The sequence below is a fragment of the Bifidobacterium sp. UTBIF-78 genome (genome assembly GCF_006408945.1).
Lineage (GTDB): Bacteria > Actinomycetota > Actinomycetes > Actinomycetales > Bifidobacteriaceae > Bifidobacterium > Bifidobacterium myosotis.
The window spans coordinates 33710-53076 of sequence record NZ_JFAO01000014.1 but is presented as its reverse complement, the minus strand read 5'-3'; the positions used below and the strand labels follow the sequence as shown (position 1 = coordinate 53076).

Annotated in this window: 11 protein-coding genes; 7 read left to right on the top strand and 4 right to left on the bottom strand. The window is 63.3% G+C overall.

Annotated elements, in window-relative coordinates:
- Positions 1-165 precede the first annotated feature (165 nt).
- Together BG22_RS03915 and xseA are read right to left on the bottom strand one after the other, a co-directional pair.
- Positions 166-465 carry an exodeoxyribonuclease VII small subunit gene (locus BG22_RS03915; RefSeq protein ID WP_094666898.1) on the bottom strand — a complete coding sequence of 100 codons (300 nt, stop codon included), beginning with the start codon at positions 463-465 and terminating at the stop codon, positions 166-168.
- 120 nt (positions 466-585) lie between these two features.
- Positions 586-1956: an exodeoxyribonuclease VII large subunit gene (gene xseA, locus BG22_RS03910; RefSeq protein WP_094666897.1), complete on the bottom strand. Its 1371-nt coding sequence runs from the start codon at positions 1954-1956 to the stop codon at positions 586-588.
- 411 nt (positions 1957-2367) lie between these two features.
- On the opposite strand from xseA, the gene nrdD reads away from it, so the two are divergent.
- Together nrdD and nrdG are read left to right on the top strand one after the other, a co-directional pair.
- Entirely contained in the window at positions 2368-4776 is a 2409-nt protein-coding gene (gene nrdD / locus BG22_RS03905; RefSeq protein WP_094666896.1) for an anaerobic ribonucleoside-triphosphate reductase, read from the top strand.
- Positions 4773-5471, top strand: a complete 699-nt coding sequence (gene nrdG / locus BG22_RS03900; RefSeq protein ID WP_233428012.1) for an anaerobic ribonucleoside-triphosphate reductase activating protein — start codon at positions 4773-4775, stop codon at positions 5469-5471. The genes nrdD and nrdG overlap by 4 nt, the downstream gene beginning before the upstream one ends.
- A gap of 50 nt (positions 5472-5521) precedes the next feature.
- Here nrdG and BG22_RS03895 read toward each other — a convergent pair whose 3' ends face one another.
- Complete coding sequence (locus tag BG22_RS03895; protein ID WP_140493435.1) at positions 5522-6901, bottom strand: ATP-binding protein; 1380 nt, start codon at positions 6899-6901, stop codon at positions 5522-5524.
- 428 nt (positions 6902-7329) lie between these two features.
- On the opposite strand from BG22_RS03895, the gene BG22_RS03890 reads away from it, so the two are divergent.
- Positions 7330-12552: an acyl-CoA dehydratase activase-related protein gene (locus BG22_RS03890; RefSeq protein WP_258186193.1), complete on the top strand. Its 5223-nt coding sequence runs from the start codon at positions 7330-7332 to the stop codon at positions 12550-12552.
- Between the two features lie 530 nt (positions 12553-13082).
- Positions 13083-14360 carry a glutamate-cysteine ligase family protein gene (locus BG22_RS03885; protein ID WP_094666894.1) on the top strand — a complete coding sequence of 426 codons (1278 nt, stop codon included), beginning with the start codon at positions 13083-13085 and terminating at the stop codon, positions 14358-14360.
- Positions 14361-14604: 244 nt separating this feature from the next.
- Here BG22_RS03885 and BG22_RS03880 read toward each other — a convergent pair whose 3' ends face one another.
- Positions 14605-15621 carry a MerR family transcriptional regulator gene (locus tag BG22_RS03880; protein WP_140493432.1) on the bottom strand — a complete coding sequence of 339 codons (1017 nt, stop codon included), beginning with the start codon at positions 15619-15621 and terminating at the stop codon, positions 14605-14607.
- Positions 15622-15874: 253 nt separating this feature from the next.
- Here BG22_RS03880 and BG22_RS03875 point away from each other — a divergent pair, with 253 nt between their 5' ends.
- The 3 genes from BG22_RS03875 (at position 15875) to BG22_RS03865 (ending at position 19290) form a co-directional block, all read left to right on the top strand.
- Positions 15875-16732, top strand: a complete 858-nt coding sequence (locus BG22_RS03875) for an SDR family NAD(P)-dependent oxidoreductase (RefSeq protein ID WP_140493428.1) — start codon at positions 15875-15877, stop codon at positions 16730-16732.
- Positions 16733-16849: 117 nt separating this feature from the next.
- Positions 16850-18139: an OFA family MFS transporter gene (locus BG22_RS03870; protein WP_140493425.1), complete on the top strand. Its 1290-nt coding sequence runs from the start codon at positions 16850-16852 to the stop codon at positions 18137-18139.
- Between the two features lie 113 nt (positions 18140-18252).
- Positions 18253-19290 carry a Gfo/Idh/MocA family protein gene (locus BG22_RS03865; protein ID WP_140493422.1) on the top strand — a complete coding sequence of 346 codons (1038 nt, stop codon included), beginning with the start codon at positions 18253-18255 and terminating at the stop codon, positions 19288-19290.
- The last annotated feature ends 77 nt before the right edge of the window (positions 19291-19367 follow it).

Below are 19367 nucleotides of genomic sequence, written 5' to 3'. Positions count from 1 at the left end.
GGAGGAGAGTCGTGAAGCGGACAGTCCGGTGGACTGTCCGTAGACGAGGTGAGCGGCTGTGCCGCGAGGCGGGTACTCAGTCGAGGTTCGACTGGGCCGAACCGTGAAGCGGATGGTCCGGTGGACCATCCGTAGGTGAGGTGAGGCCGTAGGCCGAAGGGGAACTCAGTCCAAATTGGACTGAGTTCCAGCAGTCGCCTGATTGGCGGCCTGCTCGGCTTGGGCCTGGTCAAGCTTGGCGCGCACGTCGTTCAGCAGACCTTGTGCGCGCTTGGCGAGGGCTTCGCCGATTTCCCACTGGCGCATGGACTGGTCGAGGTTGAGGCCGCCCGTCTCCAATGCCTGTACGGCCTGGATGAGCTTGTCTCGTGCCTCCTCGTACGGCATTTGGGCGATGGCTTCGCGCTCCTTGTCGGTCAACGACGACGCTGGGGTGGTGCTGGGGTTGGTGTCTTTGTTGGTCATGATTGCTCCTTATATATACGGTAGGGATGCGCGTATGCGCATGATGGGTATCGATGCCGGTGTGGAACCGCGCGGTGACCACTGTGCGAGGATTACTGCGTAGTGGTCACCGCACAGTGGTCACCGCGCGGTGGATGTGGCGGTCGCGGTGATGACACCTTGCTTGAGCGTCACGGTGATGTCGTCGCCGGGACTGACTCGTGAGGCGTCATCCAGCACATGGCCATCCGCCGACTGCACCACGGCGTACCCGCGGTTGAGCGTGGATTGCGGGCTCAGGGCCGTCAATGACGCATGCGCCTTTTCGATGGTGAGCTGCGCGTCGTCCACGATTCGTCGCAATCCGATGTCCAGCCGCTGCAATGAGTCGTCGATCAAGCGTTGATGCGGCTCCAGCATGGTGTGCGGCTGGGTGAGGCTGGGACGGTTCGCATACCCCTCGATGAGTCGGATCTCGTTCTCCACGCGGGAGCGGACGCGCAACCGCATGCGTTCGATAGCACCTTCGATGAGCTGGGACTGTTCGTTCACGTCCGGCACCACACGCTTGGCCGCGTCGGTCGGGGTGGAGGCGCGCAGGTCCGCCACCAGATCGAGCAGGGTCCAGTCGTCCTCGTGGCCGATGGCCGAGACCAGCGGCTTGGTGCAGGAGTAGGCGGCGCGCACCACGCGTTCATCCGAGAATCCGATGAGATCCTCGAAGGAACCGCCTCCTCGGGCCACGATGATCACATCCACATCCGGGTCGGCGTTCAGGCGTTCGATGGCCTGGACCACCTCGCCGGGGCATTGCTCGCCCTGCACATGCACATGCACCACCTTGAACGAGACCGTAGGCCACCGCAGATTCACATTGGTGATTACGTCGCCCTCGGCGCGGGCCTGCGGCGCGCAAATCAGACCGATGGTCTTGGGGAACTCCGGGAGGGGAAGCTTGTGGTCGACGTCGAACAGGCCCTCTCCCTTGAGGCGCTTGCGCAGCTCATCGATCATGGCCTTGAGGCTGCCGCCGGTGCCTACCTTGAGGATGGTGTCTCCCCGGAGCGACAGGGAAGTGCGCTTCATCCACAGGTTGGCCTTGCCGTGGATCACGACGCGGTCGCCCTGTACGAACTGGCTTGCGGCTGCGGCGAACCTGCCGAATCCGTTGACCTCCATCGCGATGTCCTCGAAGTCGTCGCGCAGGGTGATGTACGCCGATCCGGCACGGCGGGTGTTGATCTGCGTGATCTGCCCGGTGACCCAGGCGGCGGGCCAGCGTTCCACGGCACCGTAGAACTTCTGACTCAATACGCTGACCGGCCACGGGTTCTGCGCTGTGGTCTCGCCGGCGCGGGCCGGCAACTGGTCCGCGGGCCGCGGCTCGTTGGGCAGGTTGATGGTGCCCGGCTCGGGCGAGCCATTGCCGGGGGCGGCGGCAAAGCCGGCCGACGCAAGAGACGCGGCGGTCGGCGTTCCCGGCGATGATGAGTAACCCATTGCAGTAGTCATGTCCACCACTATAAGTGCGAATATTGATGAGGGAAAAATTTTACCGAACCGAAAATCATGTGCGACGATGGACCGTATCCGATGTCGTAAGAAGCGTCGCGGATGGTACTTAGCATGAGGGGAGGTCAAAATGAGAGGGCTCGGACGGCGACACGCAATCAAAAAATCGTCACATGAATCACATGGATGTGATTTTGGCGGAATATGGCCGCTCAACACTACAGATAGTTCAACACGCCATGGTTGAGTACTAGATATAGGGGTGGGGATGCCGTATCCTTCTATAGGTTCAAGGAAACGACACCCATGTAATTCGTTTGGCCTACGGCAGGTGCGGCCAAAAACCGGGCTCGTGAGAGTCCGGATGGGCAGTGATGGATAGTACGGAAATAGGAAGAAAAGAGGTTCCCGATGAGCGCACATGTGCTGGATGAGAACGTCGTCGACAGCGAGACCAGGAAGGCCCCGAAGACCACTCAGGTCCTCGTGGAGAAGCGCGACGGCCGTGTGGTCGATTTCGATCCGATCAACATCATCTCGGCCGTGAAGTCCGCCTTCGGTGATCTCAACAAGGAGGTCGGCCCCGAGGAGGAGGCCATGATCCGCGGTTTCGCCAATCAGGTGGAGGGCGAAATCAAGGAGCGCTACAACGGCCCCGCCAAGATCGAGGACATCCAGAACCTCGTCGAGCACGCCCTGATCGACGCGCACCTGTACGACGTGGCGCGCGCCTACACCAACTACCGTCTCGACCGTGACATCCAGCGCGCCAAAGCCACCGATGTGAACGAGGCCGTGGCCCGCTTCATCAACCATGACCCGACGCTGATCCACGAGAACGCCAACAAGGACTCCAACGTCTACGCCACCCAGCGCGATCTGCTGGCGGGCGCCGTCTCCAAGGCCGCCGCGTTCAACATGCTGCCCCCGGCGGTCTCCAACGCCCACATGAAGGGCGACATCCACTTCCACGACGCCGACTACTCGCCGTTCACCGCCCAGTCGAACTGCTCCCTGCCGAACTTCTGGGACATGCTCGCCAACGGCTTCACGCTCGGCAACGCCCCGATGGCCTCGCCGAAGTCCATCGCCATCGCCGCTACCCAGATCACCCAGATCATGAAGGACGTGGCCTCCAGCCAGTACGGCGGCCAGACCGCCAACCGCGCCGACGAGCATCTGGCCCAGTATGCCCGCAAGGACTACGAGAAGTTCCTCGAGGAGGCACGCGAGACCATTCCCGACGGCATGCCGGTGGAATTCGCCCGTCGCCAGGTCGAGAACGCCAAGAAGAACGAGCCGGCCAAGCTGCACTTCGGCTCCCGCGAGCCGCTGCCGATGGACACCCCGTTCCATACCGATGTGGACGAGCTCGAGCAGGAGCGCGAGATCCTCGCCAAGATCCGCACCCGCAAGGCCATCTACGACGCCATGCAGACCATGGAGTACCAGATCAACTCCAACCGCGTCTCCAACGGCCAGACCCCGTTCGTGACCGTCGGCTTCGGTCTCGGCACCGATTGGTTCTCCCGTGAGATCCAGCGTGCGATCCTGCTCAACCGCATCCGCGGTCTCGGCAAGGAACACCACACCGCCATCTTCCCGAAGCTCGTGTTCACCGTCAAGCACGGCGTGAACGCCGATCCGGGCGACCCGAACTACGACCTGAAGCAGCTGGCGCTCGAGTCCGCGACCAAGCGCATGTACCCGGACGTGGTCTTCTACGAGAACATCGTCAAGATCACCGGCTCCTTCAAGGCCCCGATGGGCTGCCGTTCCTTCCTGCAGGGCTGGATCAACCCCGAGACCGGCAAGGATGAGGAGGATGGCCGCATGAACCTCGGCGTGGTCACGGTCAACGTGCCGCGCATCGCCATCGAATCCCACGGCGACAAGGCCCGCTTCTGGAAGCTGTTCAACGAGCGTATGGAGGTGGCCCACCAGGCTCTGCAGTTCCGCATCATGCGCTGCAAGGAGGCCACCCCGGTCAACGCCCCCACGCTGTTCCGCTTCGGCGCCTTCGGCCGCCTCGGCGCCAACGACAACGTGGACCAGCTCTTCAAGAACGAGCGCGCCACCGTGTCGCTGGGTTACATCGGCCTCGCCGAGACCACCGCGGTCTTCTATGGCAAGAACTGGATTCGCGACCACGGCTGGGACCCGGAAGGCAAGGAGTTCGCGCTGTCCATCGTCAAGCGCATGAACGAGCTGTGCAAGCAGTGGAGCAAGGCCGAGGGCTACCACTACTCGGTGTACTCCACGCCGGCCGAGTCCCTCACCGACCGCTTCAACCGCATGGACCGTGAGAAGTTCGGCCACATCGAGGGCGTGACCGACCACGACTTCTACACCAACTCGTTCCACTACCCGGTGTGGCTCCAGCCCACCCCGATGGAGAAGCTCAACTACGAGAAGGACTTCCCGTACTACGCCTCCGGCGGCTTCATCAACTACTGCGAGTACCCGTGCCTGCAGGACAACCCGAAGGCGCTCGAGGCTGTGTGGGACTACGCCTACAACATCGGCATCGGCTACCTCGGCACCAACACCCCGATCGACCACTGCTTCGTGTGCGGCTTCCAGGGCGACTTCGAGCCCACCGAAGAGGGCTTCAAGTGCCCTGAGTGCGGCAACTCCGACCCGGATAAGTGCAACGTGACCAAGCGCACCTGCGGCTACCTTGGCAGCCCGGTCCAGCGCCCGATGGTGCACGGCCGTCACGAGGAGATCGCCCACCGCGTCAAGCACATGAGCGGTGAGACCGGTCGCGTGACCTTGGACGACGGCACCACCCGCGAGTGGTTCGAAGAGGCCAAGTGATCCGTCGTGATTTCGCGCCCGATGAGACCGGGCGCGGTCCATCCGTGCCGTCCCATGGGCTCGCCAACGATCCGAAGGCGGGCCAATGGGACGGCCGGCGCATGTCCAAGCGCATGATCGCCGATTACAAGACCTTCATCGTCACCGACGGCGAGGGTGTGCGCAACTCCCTGTATGTCTCCGGCTGCCCGTTCCACTGTGTCGACTGCTTCAACGCCTCCATATGGGATTTCCGCGCCGGCCACGAATACACGCCCAAGCTTGAGGACAAGATCATCGACGATCTCAGGGCGCCTTGGGTGCAGGGCATCACATTCCTCGGCGGCGAGCCCATGCTCAACACGCCCGTGCTGGTGCCGCTGGCGCAGCGCATCCGTCGCGAATTCGGTCACACCAAGGACATCTGGTGCTGGACCGGCTACACATGGGAGGAGCTGATGCGTCCAGGGGAGACCCCGGACAAGCTTGAGCTGCTCCACCTCATCGACATTCTGGTGGACGGTCGCTACCTCAAGGACCAGAAGAACTCGCTGCTGCAGTTCCGCGGCTCGGCCAACCAGCGCATCCTCGACGTGCCGAAGTCTCTCGAGGCCGGCAAACCGGTCATCTGGGCCAAGCTCCACGATCAGGAGCGCGACATACCGGAAATCTACCTCAAGGACCGCGAGGCCGGCGAGGGCAGCCAAGCCTCCTGACGGTGGCGCGTCCATGATGCGTCATCGTCAGAAGGCCGCTGGGCGGATGATCATCGGGATGGAGTCTGCAGCGCCCATTTCCATGCGGGAATGACTTGTATGTCTCCGGTACTGGTATGAATGACGTCGTTCTCCCGTAGCGTGATGATAGTGCCGTTCACGCCGGACATGCGTTTCATGGTCTCTTCGAGCCCTCGGATTTCGCGTACCTTGGTCTTGGGGGCTGTCATATCCGCTGTGACTTGGATGGCGGAATATGGTTCGATGCCGAGTGCATCGCCTATGAGGAAATCCACTTTCTCCTGTTTGGCCGTAGGCATGGTCAATGAGGTGATGGAATCAGTGCGTCTTCCCGCCTGACGTCGGCGCAATTCCAGATAGACGGCGGTCTCCAGACGTTTGCCTACATCCTGTTGGTTCGCGCGCGAAACCGCATAGGCCAGACCGGGGTCTTCGGCGTAGATTTTCGGCACAGTGGTTGTATTGGGCTTAAGCGATGTAGTGTATTCGTTGAGCTCATAGCAGAGAAATGCCTGTTCCATAAGGTCGAGGATGCGCCGGGCTTTGTTCCAATATAGCTTGTATCCGACTTGTTCCAGCTGTGCGGTGAGTTTGTTGACGGCGAGTTCACATGCAGTGTTGCGTAACACGAACAGTGCAATTTGGTTGGCCAGGGCGATTTCCCCACGGCCCAACTGTTCGGCCACGTCTCTGGCCACGACGTCACGCATATAGCTTTGTAGCATATCGATACGTCCGGTATTGGGCAGTGTTTGCACACCCGGGAAGCCGCCTTCTATGAGGTAACGGTCAAATGCCGATTCCATGGCCGTTACGGTTTGTGCAGAGAAGGCGTTGCCGGTGTCGCTTGGCGCGTCGAGTCCGTGAAAATCGCAGTATTCACGGAATGAGAGGGGCAGCACTTCATGTGAGTACGATCGTCCACGGAATTGTGTGGCGATTTGTTCGCTGGACAGTTTGGATGACGATCCGGTGATGACTAAGGTGATTCGTTCGTGTTCGGCGAGTCGCTGGCAGAATCCCTGCCAGTGTTCGGTTTCCTGCACTTCGTCAAGGAAAAGGAATGCGCCTTGTTCGCGTGCGGTCGGACATTGTCTCCAATATTCCGTAACTACTTGATTGAGCGCATCGGGAGGCATGGGCTGGAGTCGTTCGTCAGCGAAGTTGAAATAGAGGATGCGCTCGCGTGCCGTTCCTGCGTCCAGCAGGTCGTTAATGAGTTGGAAGAGGTGGAATGTCTTGCCGCTGCGGCGCATCCCGGTGAGGATATGCACGAGATTGAACATCGCGGGCTCGGGTAATTCGTCGATGATCGGATGCCGTTTGACGGGGCGTGGGAAACGGTATTCCAGTGCTTCGCGCACGAGTGCGGGATAGTCGGGTGCGAAGTATTGTGCGGTTACTGCCATGATGCCGGACCTTTCCATCAGTGCACAAACTTCATAAATGATTTATGAAGATGGTATCATAATTTCATAAATACTTTATGAAGTCTGCTCTTTCTTTTCAGTGTTGTGTGCCGCGGCAAGCGCAGCCGATAAGCTTGGTTCTCCATGCAATGCCGGCAAACGGCGGCCAAATCGCAATACAATGCGAGGCTGGCGGTCGGCACTCAACGCCGCGCATTACACGTCATATCGGCGCGAACTGTGGCGTTACCGGCATTCCGTGAGCGAAATCACCCGGGCTGCGGGCTCGTTGGGAAGGTGGTCGGACTATTCTGAAGCCATGAAGTAGCCGGGCGAAGCCGTCCGCAGTGCACCTGCCAGCCGTCCCGTGGCGGTCTCATGGTGCCCTGGGGGAGGGTGATTCCGGAGGACCAACGTAAGAGGAAAGCATGGTTGATACCGCATCGAACGCGACCGCAGACGTGACGAATGCGCCTGCGACGAACGCATCGAAGGGCGCCAAGCCCCTGCGTGTGGGGCTGGACATCGGTTCCACCACCGTCAAGGCCGTAGTGCTCGACCAGTCCGATTCCCTGGCCGAGACCCTGTTCTCCGATTACCGACGTCATCATGCCAACGTGCGCGCCACCGTGGCGGGTCTTCTGGTGGACATCCATAAGAAGCTCGAGGAGCTCGGCCGCGGCGACGAGCCGATTCGCCTCGCCATCACCGGCTCCGGCGGCCTCGCGCTCGCTGACAACATGCATGTGCCGTTCATCCAGGAGGTCATCGCCGAAACCGAGGCGATTGACAAGGAATACCCGCAGGCGGACGTCATCATCGAGCTCGGCGGCGAGGATGCCAAGATCACGTACCTGAAGCCCACGCCCGAACAGCGCATGAACGGTTCGTGCGCGGGCGGCACCGGCGCATTCATCGACCAGATGTCCACCCTGCTCGACACCGATGCGGCCGGCCTCAACGAGATGGCCAAGAGCTACCAGAACCTGTATCCGATCGCATCACGATGCGGCGTGTTCGCCAAGACCGACCTCCAGCCGCTCATCAACGACGGCGCGGCCAAGCCCGACCTCGCCGCCTCCATCTTCACCGCCGTGGCCACGCAGACCATCGCCGGCCTCGCCTCCGGCCGCCCGATCCACGGCACCGTGATCTTCCTCGGCGGCCCGCTGTTCTTCATGTCCGAACTGCGCGCGGCTTTCCAGCGCGCACTCGAAGGCAAGGTGGACGAGTTCATCGTGCCCACCAACGCCCACCTGTACGTGGCGTTCGGCGCGGCGCTGCAGGCCGACATCGACACCGACGACGAAGGCCATCATTTCGAGGCCCGCACCTGCGCCGACATCCTGAAGCGCCTGGAGGAGCTGGAGAACCTGCCCTCCAACACTCCCACCATGCCGCCGCTGTTCCCCACCGAGGCCGACCGTGAGGCGTTCAACCAGCGCCACCACCGCGAGCACGTCCACATTGGCACGCTCGAGGGCGCGCACGGCCCGCACTTCCTGGGCATCGACGCCGGCTCGACCACCATCAAGGCCACGCTCGTCAACGACGACCGCGAGATTGTCTGGTCCTCCTACGCGAACAACGAGGGCAGCCCGCTGACGGCCGCCATCAACATCGTCAAGAAGATCCAGTCCGAACTGCCGGAAGGCGCGTGGATCGCCCGCTCCTGCGCCACCGGCTACGGCGAGGGCCTGATCACCACCGGTCTGCATCTGGACGAGGGCGTGGTGGAGACCATGGCCCACTACCGCGGCGCCGAAATGGTGAGCCCCGGCGTCACCGCCGTCATCGACATCGGCGGTCAGGACATGAAGTATCTGGCCATCACCGACGGCGTGATCGATTCGATCGCCGTCAACGAGGCCTGCTCGTCCGGCTGCGGTTCGTTCCTGCAGACCTTCGCCATGTCCATGGGCCTGACCATCCAGGAGTTCACGCAGAAGGCGCTCGCCTCCACGCATCCGGTGGATCTGGGTTCGCGTTGCACCGTGTTCATGAACTCCTCCGTCAAGCAGGCGCAGAAGGAAGGCGCCTCCATCGAGGACATCGCCGCCGGCCTGTGCTATTCCGTGGTGCGCAACGCCCTGTACAAGGTCATCAAACTGCGTGATTCCGGCGAACTCGGCGATACCGTCGTGGTCCAGGGCGGTACGTTCCTCAACGACGCAGTGCTGCGCGCGTTCGAGCTGCTCACCGAACGCGAGGTGACCCGTCCGAACATCGCCGGTCTGATGGGCGCGTTCGGCGCAGCCCTGACCGCCCGTATGCACTACGAGGATGTGGCGGATGACACGCATGAGCATGTACTGGCCGACGGCGGTTCGGTCGAGGCTGCGGCTGAGGTTCCCGCCGACCAGGCCGGCGCGACCGCGACCAACGCTGCCGCAACCGCCGAAGGCCACGACAACGAGGTGATCGTCAACGGCGTGCACCACACCGCCAGCTCCATCCTGACCGGCGACGCGCTCGACAACCTGTCCATGACCACCGAACGCGACGTGTGCAAGCTGTGCCAGAACCACTGCAAGCTCACCATCACCACGTTCGCCGACGGTTCGCGCTACGTGACCGGCAACCGCTGCGAACGCGGAGGCGACGCCAAGAAGAAGCGCTCCGACCGCCCGAACCTGTACGACTACAAGTACAAGCGCTGCTTTGCCTACCGGCGTCTGACCGACAAGAAGGCCACCCGCGGCGAAATCGGCATCCCGCGCGCGCTCAACATGTACGAGAACTACCCGTTCTGGTTCACGCTGCTCACCTCGCTCGGCTTCAAGGTGATGATTTCCGGCCGCAGCTCCCATGAGCTGTTCGAGACCGGCATCGAATCAATCGCCTCCGAGAACATCTGCTACCCGGCCAAGCTCGTGCACGGCCATATCAAGTGGCTCCTCAACAAGGGCATCAAGACCATCTTTTACCCGTGCGTCTCGTACGAGGAGAACCTCGTGCCGAACACGGACAACCACTACAACTGCCCGGTCGTGGCCAACTACCCGCTGGTGGTCGGCGCGAACATGCCCGAGCTGCGCGACCCGGACGTGCGCTACATGCACCCGTACTTCAACCTCGCCAACCACGAGCTCATGGTCGACCGCATCGTCGAGGAGTTCGCGTGGGCCAACGTCACGCGCGAGGAGGCCGAAACCGCCGTCAAGGCCGCCTACGCCGAGGACAAGGTCTTCAAGCACGACGTGCAGCAGGAGGGTCTGGCCGCGCTCGCCTACATGAAGGAGCACAACTGCCGCGGCATCGTGCTCGCCGGCCGTCCCTACCACATCGACCCCGAGATCAACCACGGCATCCCCGAGACCATCTGCGCGCTCGGTATGGTGGTGCTCTCCGAGGACTCGATCTGCGAGCTGCAGCCGGGGGAGAAGCTCAACCTCACCGAGTTCCTCTCCGAAGGCGAGGCCGACCCGCGCGCCAAGAACGCCGCCGGGTTCCGGCACGTCGGCGACCGCACGGTGACCAAGATGCCGCTACGCGTGACCAACCAGTGGGCCTACCACTCCCGTCTGTACGCGGCCGCGCACTTTGTGGCCTCCTATCCGGGCCTCGAGCTCGTGCAGCTCAACTCCTTCGGCTGCGGCCTCGACGCCATCACTACCGATCAGGTGGCCGAGATCCTCGCGGACAAGGCCGACGTGTACACGCTGCTCAAGATTGACGAGGTCTCCAACCTCGGCGCGGCGAAGATTCGTCTGCGCTCGCTCAAGGCCGCCGTGGAGGAACGCGAATCCAACAAACGCCGCGAAGAGCGGGCCACCCGCGCGCTTGCCGCCGGCGCCGCTGCCGGTGCGATTGCCGGCGTTGACAAGCATGATCAGGCGCTGCTGGACGACAAGGCGATTGCAGCGAAGTCCGCCGAAGTCGAACAGCGACTCGAGGCCCAGCGCAAGGCTCAGGCCAAGGCCGAGGCCGATCTGGCCGCCGCCAAGGCCGCGCTCGCCGAGGCGCAGGCCGCCGTGGAAGCGGCCGAAGCCAAGGTCAAGGCCGAATCCGAACAGGCGCGGTCCGCAGCCGGTGCCGCAGCTGTCGGTCCCAAGCCGATGGGCTTCCGCAAGACCGGCTCCAAGGCCCCCACGTCGGGTCGTCAGGTGCTGCTCGACACCACGATGGCCGCCAATCCGAAGCTCACCAAGTCCATGCGCGAGGCCTCCCGCAAGGCGGCCGAGCGTGACATCAAGGCCGCCGTGGACGCCCGGAACGTGCTGTCCGGCTCCGACGGCACCGTGAACGAGCCGCAGGCCGGCGCCAAGAATACCAAGGCCAAGCAGGGCAAGTCCGGCCACAACAACGCCACGATGTCCCGCTATGCGCACCGCCAGAAGTTCCTCAAGAACATGAAGCGCGACTACACCATCGTGGCTCCGCAGATGAGCCCGATCCACCTGTCGCTGGTGGAGGCGGTCATCCGCTCCGGCGGCTACAAGTTCGACGTGCTCAAGCACGCCAGCCGCAGCGACGTGGAGACCGGCTTGAAGTACGTCAACAACGACGCCTGCTACCCGGCCATCATGGTCATCGGCCAGCTCGTCGATGCGATTCTCGAAGGCAAGTACGATCCGGACCATGTGGCGCTCGCCATCACCCAGACCGGCGGCATGTGCCGCGCGACCAACTACTTCGGACTCATCCGCAAGGCCCTGATCGACGCGGGATACCCGCAGATTCCAATCATCGCCATCTCCACGCAGGGTCTCGAGGACAATCCCGGCTTCAAGGCCACCGTGCCGATGCTGCACCGTGCGGTCAAGGCGCTGATTCTGGGCGATCTGCTCATGAAGTGCCTGTACCGCGTGCGCCCGTACGAGGTGGAGCAGGGCTCGGCGAACAAGCTGTATGAGCAGTGGGATGTGATCGTGCGCGAGACCATCGAGCATCACGGTTATTCGAAGACCGCGGCGAAGACCCCGTGGCTCAAGAAGGGTTGGCTGCCGTACGGTACGCTCGCCAAGGAGATCGTCAAGTCCTTCGATGCTTTGCCGCTCAAGGATGTGCCGCGCAAGGTGCGTGTCGGTGTGGTGGGCGAGATTCTGGTCAAGTACCAGCCTGACGCGAACAACCATGTGGTCGACGTCATCGAATCGCAGGACTGCGAGGCCGTGGTGCCCGGCATCATGGAGTTCATGACCACCAAGCCGTACATCACCGACTGGAACGAGCACAACCTCGGCATGGGCGGTAACCAGTTCGCCTACGCTGTCATGCGGTGGGGCCTCGACCGCTACTTCGCGCCGATCAACGCGGCTCTGGACCTCTCGCACGGCAAGTTCCGCCGCGACGAGCCGATGCCGGAGCTCGTCAAGAAGGCCGCGGAGGTCACCTCAATCGGCGTGCAGGCCGGCGAGGGCTGGCTGCTCACGGCCGAGATCCTCGAGCTCATCGAGCAGGGATGCCCGAACGTGATCTGCGCGCAGCCGTTCGCCTGCCTGCCCAACCATGTGACCGGACGCGGCATGTTCGGCAAGATCCGCCGACTGCACCCGCAGGCCAACATCGTCTCCATCGACTACGATCCGGGCGCCTCCGAAGCCAACCAGCTCAACCGCATCAAGCTCATGATCGCGGCGGCCAAGAAGGCCCACAACGCCAAGTTCGCCGACGCCGGCGAACCGCAGGGCTTCACCGCCGCCGACTGATTCAGGCCCCGAGGTCTGTCCCGAGGCTACCGGTTATAGCCGGCTGAGATTAGGTACTGCCGCTGTTGGATTGGTGGGTGGTGTCTCCCGACACACTCAAGGCCGTTCGGTCGAGCTTACGGTCGGGAGACACCACCCACCAATCCAACAGCTTCCTTATGAAGCGGTATCACCCCTTGGCTCCCTTCTCCGAGGGAAGCTGTCGCGCAGCGACTGAGGAGACGTACCCCTCCTTCCGGGGGCAAAGTTGTATTTATCATCAAGTTTGCCCCCCCGGAACGGACTATTGTCACCGTCCTGGGCGGCATCGCTCTTTCTGGCTTCCCTCTCTGAGGGGAGCTGTCGCGCAGCGACTGAGGGGAGTCGTCGCCGTCTCATCCGCGAGCGGTTGCACAAATGAACCCGTGACGCGTCAGAGGGGACACCAAACCCACTCCCAACCCCAAGCGGAGCCTGCTATCGGTTTTTCGTATAGCGGATTCGTGGGCGTTCGGGCGCGGCCGTAAGCCTGCTCGCATACGATACCAATCATGGTTACCCCGAGAATTAGTTATGCGCACCTGCTGGCCAAGCCGAACCCCAAGCATGTGGACAGTCTGCTGAAGTTCTTCGAGAACGGCCGCTCCCAGCGCGGCACTGGCGGATTCGGCGTGGAGATCGAGCATCTGCCCGTGCACAACGGCACCGATACCGCCGTGAGCTACTACGAGCCGAATGGTATCGAGGCGTTGCTCAAGAGGCTCGCCCCCTACTACGACGAGGAGAAGGAGTACTGGGAGAACGGGCATCTGGTCGGATTGGGCCGCCCCGGCGTGGCCGTCTCACTCGAGCCCGGCGGCCAGGTGGAGACCTCGATTGGCATCCTCAAGCAGCCGAGCGACCTCGTGGCCCTGTACTCGAAGTTCCGCCGTGAGGCCGATCCGATCCTGAAGGACCTCGGCTTCCGTCTCGTCAACTACGGCTACCAGCCCAAGTCCAGCTTCGTGGACGTGCCCGTGAACCCCAAGGACCGCTATGACGCGATGACCGATTATCTGGGCCGCGTGGGCGAATTCGGACCGTGCATGATGCGTTGCTCCGCCTCCACCCAGGTGAGCATCGACTACGTGGACGAGCGCGACGCCATCGACAAGCTGCGCCTCGGCACGGTGATCGGCCCGATTCTGGCGTACTATTTCCGCAACACCCCGTACTTCGAGGGTGAGATCAACCCATACCCGCTGCTGCGCCAGCGCATGTGGGACTTCCTCGATTTCCAGCGCACCAACGTGATCCCCGGACTGTTCGACCCGCGCTTCGGCTGGGAGGACTACGCCATCGACGTGCTTTCCACGCCGCTTATGTTCGCCGACCTGACCCACACGCCCGAGGCGGTGGCCTCCGGCGCCAGCCCCAAGGAGCTGCATCGCCCGGCCTTCCGCGAGAATGCCGGCGAGGTGTACCCGGACCGCGAGCTCAATCCGTACGAGATCAACCACATCATCTCCACGCACTTCAACGACGTGCGCCTCAAGAACTTCATCGAGCTGCGCCATTGGGATTCGCTGCCCATCGAGCGCGCCGAGCGCCTGACGGAGATCATCTCCTCGCTGTTCTACATTCCCGAGAACCGCGACCGTCTCGAAAGCTACTTCGACGGCATTCGCGAGGAGGACGTGTTCGAGGCCAAGGCCAATATCCAGGCCCACGGCCGCGAGTCGTCGCCGTACGGTCAGCCGCTCGAGTTCTGGAAGGAGTTCCTCGGCCTCGAGGGTCTGCTTGCCGACATCCCCGGCGACCCGAACCATCCGGACGTGTTCCAGGAGTAAGACGGTCCCGGAAGCACAGATAACGCGGCGCTCCCGCCCGGAGCTTCCGGATATCGCCCGGGCTTGTCCGGAGCGGCGGCCCCGGCAATAGGGTGCGCTATCGAATCGGCCTGCGGAGTTGGTCAATCCAATCGCCGCAGGCCGATGGCTTATTTTGGGAGCCATGAGAGGCCGGTGTGAACCTGTAAACGCGCAGATTGCGCTGTATTGCGCTGTATTGCGTTGGATTGCGCACTCACCGGGCCTATGCCGTTCGACCCACGCCGCAGCGGTGACGGGTGTAGCGCACGCGGACCCGTCCGTCGGCGGTATGGCTGCCCCAGATCTCACAGACTGTGGCATGCGGCCATTTGTTCGGATCGTTGCGGGCGACCATCGCCAGCGCGTCATCGAAACAGGCCGTCAATGATTCGCGTTCGATGACCTGTCCCTCGGCGGGGCCTCCGGTGGGGTGGAAGACGGTCAATGAGGGGTCGAATCCGAAGTCGGGTGAATCGACGGAATCATCGCCGGCATGTGACGCGTCGTTGATTGGTACGGTGCGGTTGTCGGTTGGGCTGATGTCCTGATCTGGCTCCTTTCCGGTTCCCGCCGCGCCGGGTATTGCCATGTCAATCCCCGTTGCGTCAATCCCCGTCATAGCGCTTTCCGCCGCGTCACTTCGTGGCTCCCCAATCCCCGGCTCGAACTGCTGATAGGCATAGGCTCGCCCCTCGCGACAATCGATGATGATGCCACGCCGCAGCAGTCTCGGCAATCCCGCCTCGCGCACCGCCGTGCGCAGCAACGTCATCGCGCGCAGATACGGCTTCAACACGAACGGTCCGCCGTAGTACGGCCACGGCCGGCCCACCATCCATGTGGGCGGCAGATCGGAGCGCACCACGCCGTCCGCCGGCGTGCGGGCCTTGCGCGTCATTTCGCCCAGATAGTCATTGAGGCTGGTCTCCAACGTGCGCAGCCGTGCGATTTCCCGCGCCACACGATCGTGGCCGATCTCCATCAACGCCCGCCAGTCGAGCGAGCCGTCGGTCTGGTGGAAAGTCTCGATGGAATCCAGCGGCACACCCGCCTCAAGACATAACCGGATCACATCCATCTCCAGCAGCTGGTCCGGCGCGTAATAGCGGTATCCGGTGCGCGGGTCGGTTTCGATCGGCGCCAGAATGCCGTGCGCATCGTAATAGCGCAGCGCCTTCGTACTCACGCCATCCAGCTTGGCCACCTCGCCGATGGTCAGCAGATCGTCGTCGTCCCGCATCGAAAACCTCCTCGATGGCCGTGCCATGCAAATCCCCGGTGGTCCCGTATCCTACGGTATCCCGTATCCCATATCCCGGCGCTGCCGTCTTTGGCAGAATCGCCGGCGCGACCGTCTCGGATTTGACCTTGCCCTCGGGGCAATGTTTAGCATCGCAGCTGTCGAAAACCGAACGTCATCACGGCTGATGGCGCGGCAAATCGGGAGAACGGCGCGCATGGACGCACGCCGGACATACCACAGGAGGTTCGTAATGACGGATGAACGAACGGATGGCGGCTGGCTGGGGATTGCCGGCGACGTATGCGTCGTGACCGGCGCGGTGGGCGGCATGGGCACGGCCATCGCAGCCGAACTCGCGCACGCCGGAGCCAGACTGGCGCTGGTGGACATCAGCGAGGAGCACACGGCGGCGTATGCGGCGCAGCTGGCGGCCGAATACGGCGTGGACGCGCACGGCTACGGCTGTGACGTCTCGGATGCGGACGATGTGGAGATCCTCAGGAACAGGATCGTCGAGGATTTCGGCACAGTGGATGTGCTCGTCAACACGGTCGGCATCCTGCGCTTCGCCCCGCTCGAGGACCTGCCGCTCGCCGACTGGAAGGACGTCATCAACGTGAACTTGACCGGCGCGTTCATCCTCTCGCAGGCATTCGGCAAGGTGATGCTCGAGCACAAGTCCGGCCGCATCGTGCACATCTCCACGGTCGCGTCCCACTCGCCCGAAACCTTCTCCGGCGCGTATTCGTGCGCCAAGGCCGGCCTTGGCATGCTCTCCAAGATGATCGCCGCCGAATGGGGGCCGTTCGGCATCCGCTCCAACTGCGTGTGCCCGTGCTTCGTGAAGACGCCGATGAGCGCCTCGTTCTACGCCGACCCGAAGGTGACCGAGGAGCGCGAACGGCTCATCGCCTCCCGCCGTATCGGCGAGGTGCAGGACATCGCCAATGCCGTGGCGTTCCTGGCGAGCCCGCGGTCCGATTTCGTCAACGGTGACGAAATCAGCGTGGACGGCGGATTCCATCTCATGATGGGCGATCTGACGCCCAAGCCGGGCGGCCGCCGACAGTTCGCCATCAACTCCCTCAAGCAGCGCGGTCTGCTGTAAGGCCACCGAATCCACGATACCGGCGTCGCGATTCGCCATGATTCGCGCGATTTTCCGCGATGCCGTGACGCCGGACGTCGTAATCCCACGACATCACAACCGCAGAAAGCAGCAACCATGACTTCCACCAAAACCACCACACACGAGCCGAACCGATACGGCATCCTGACCGCGGCATTCGTGGTCATGTTCTTCGTGGCCTCGATCGCGCTGTTCAGCGTGTTCCTGAACCCGCTGTCCGAACAGCACGGCTGGAGCACCGCCGAGGTGAGCCTGTCCTACTCTATCTTCCAGACGGTCATGGCCGTCACCGGCATCTTCTCCGGGCGCATCTGCGACAAGTTCGGCCCGCGCACCGTGATGCTCGTCGGCGGTTTCGTGTTCGGCCTGGGCTGGTTTCTCACCGGCATGGCCGACAGCCTGCCGATGCTCTACATCTGCCACGGCCTGATCGCCGCCATCGGCAATGGCCTCGTGTACAACCCGGCCCTGACCACCGCGCAGCGCTGGTTCCCGGACATCCGAGGCAAGGCTTCCGGTATCCTGCTGGCCGCCGCCGCGATCGGCCCGGCCACGCTCGCCCCGGTGGCCAACGCCCTGTCCGGCGCGTTCGGGGTGTCCAATGCGCTGAAGATCCTCGGCGTGATTTTCTGGGTGACCATCACGTTGGGCGCGCTGTTCGTGCAGCCGGCGCCGGCCGACTACCGTCCGAAGGGTTGGAATCCGCCCGTCGTGGATAAGCCCGCGCCGGTTGCCGAGGCCACGAAGTCCGACGACGACGGCAGTTTCGACGTCAAGGCCATGCTCTCCTCGCCGCGTTTCTATGTGCTGCTCGCCGTCTACGCGATGGCCGCCTCCTCCGGCACGATGCTCGTGGGCGCCGTCTCCTCGATCTCTCAGGAGCACGTCGGCGCGGTGGGCACCATGACCGCCGCGGCGTTCGGCGCGATGGCCGTGTCCATCTCCACCATCTCCAACTTCCTCGGCCGCCTGACGTTCGGCGCGCTGTACGACAAGTTCGGCGCGTTCAAGTGCCTGTCCATCATGCTGGTGGTCACTGCGCTCGCCATGATCGCCATGTCCTTCGCATACAACGCCGTGTTCTTCGTGGCGTGCGTGATCGTGCTCGGCTTCGCGTTCGGCGCGCTGCTGGTGATCTACCCGCCGCTGACCGGCGAGACCTTCGGCACCAAGCATCTGGGCGTCAACTACGGCATCATGTTCCTCGGCTACGCGCTCGGCGCGTGGATCGGGCCTCGCCTCGCCACCGGACTGCATTCGGAGGCGTACGGCTACCGCATGGCGTTCTACGCGGCCGCCGGCATCACGCTCGCCGGACTGGTGATCGTACTGCTGCTCGCCGCCCGGGTCCGGAAGGCCGGCACGATGATGCCGGTCCGCAAGTAGACGGGTGCGCTCGCGCGCCGTGGGGAGATCATCGGAACACGTCAATCACGCATAATCACGCGTCAAATCACCCATCAATCACACATCCAAGAACGATCAAGGAGACTCCAATCATGACCGACCAACTTCGACTGGCCGTCATCGGCGCAGGCGCCATGGGCCGCGACCATATCCGTTACATCCAGGACGATCCGGACGCCCGGCTCGTGGCCATCGCCGATCCGATGCCCGCCGCCGAGCAGACGGCCAAGGACGCCGGCGTGCCGTGGTTCGCCGATTACCGAGAGATGCTCGACTGCACCGCGCTCGACGGCGTGGTGATCGCATCCCCGAACAACCTGCATGTGCCGATGGCCCGCGACACGGTGGCGCACGGCATCCCGACGCTTGTGGAGAAGCCGATCAGCGACGATCTGGATGACGCCCGCGCCTTCGCCGACGAGGCCCGCGCCTCCGGCGTGCCCGTGTTGGTGGGTCAGCACCGCCGGCACAACCCCAAGGTGCGCCGTGCCAAGGAGATCATCGAATCGGGCGCGTTGGGACGAATCGTCACCGTCGCCGTGCTGTACAACCTGTACAAGCCGGACACCTATTACGACATCCCGTGGCGCCGGGCCAAAGGCGCCGGCCCGATTCTGGTGAACATGGTGCATGACGTGGATCTTATGCGCTACCTCATCGGAGAGCCGGTGGAGATCCAAGGCATGTCCGCCAATGCCGCGCGCGGATTCGAGGTGGAGGACTCCGCCGTGGCCACCGTGCGGTTCGAGTCCGGAACGCTCGGCACCATCACCCTCTCCGATTCCGCGGCAAGCCCGTGGAACTGGGAATCCACCGCACGCGAGAACCCGTTCTTCGCCCCGTATGACACGGACGCCTACTACATCATGGGCACCAAGGCGTCGCTGTCGTTGCCTCGGCTGCATCTGTTCTCCCATGCGGGCGGCGTGAGCGACTGGACCAAGCCGTTCACCTGCGAGGTGCAGGGCGTGCGCGAAGGACTGCCGCACCGCCTGCAGCTCAGGCATTTCGAGCGGGTGATCCGTGGTGAGGAAGCGCCGCTGGTCACGCCGGAGGACGCCATCAAGACCCTTGAGGTGCTTGCCGCCGTCAAGCAGGCCGCGGACGGCGGTGGCCTCGTGCGGCTGTAGCCGCCGGCACCCGAAGTACAGACTTCCCCGTCCGCCGCGACGCGGTCGGGGAACAGGGGCGTGGGATGGGCCGTCCG

Bases quoted from the DNA above. Each gene is read 5' to 3' on its own strand.
- BG22_RS03915 (WP_094666898.1), bottom strand. From the start codon at position 465: ATGACCAACAAAGACACCAACCCCAGCACCACCCCAGCGTCGTCGTTG.
- BG22_RS03880 (WP_140493432.1), bottom strand. From the start codon at position 15,621: ATGCGGGACGACGACGATCTGCTGACCATCGGCGAGGTGGCCAAGCTG.
- BG22_RS03870 (WP_140493425.1), top strand. From the start codon at position 16,850: ATGACTTCCACCAAAACCACCACACACGAGCCGAACCGATACGGCATC.
- BG22_RS03865 (WP_140493422.1), top strand. From the start codon at position 18,253: ATGACCGACCAACTTCGACTGGCCGTCATCGGCGCAGGCGCCATGGGC.
- BG22_RS03890 (WP_258186193.1), top strand. From the start codon at position 7,330: ATGGTTGATACCGCATCGAACGCGACCGCAGACGTGACGAATGCGCCT.
- nrdD (WP_094666896.1), top strand. From the start codon at position 2,368: ATGAGCGCACATGTGCTGGATGAGAACGTCGTCGACAGCGAGACCAGG.
- BG22_RS03895 (WP_140493435.1), bottom strand. From the start codon at position 6,901: ATGGCAGTAACCGCACAATACTTCGCACCCGACTATCCCGCACTCGTG.
- xseA (WP_094666897.1), bottom strand. From the start codon at position 1,956: ATGACTACTGCAATGGGTTACTCATCATCGCCGGGAACGCCGACCGCC.
- BG22_RS03885 (WP_094666894.1), top strand. From the start codon at position 13,083: ATGGTTACCCCGAGAATTAGTTATGCGCACCTGCTGGCCAAGCCGAAC.
- BG22_RS03875 (WP_140493428.1), top strand. From the start codon at position 15,875: ATGACGGATGAACGAACGGATGGCGGCTGGCTGGGGATTGCCGGCGAC.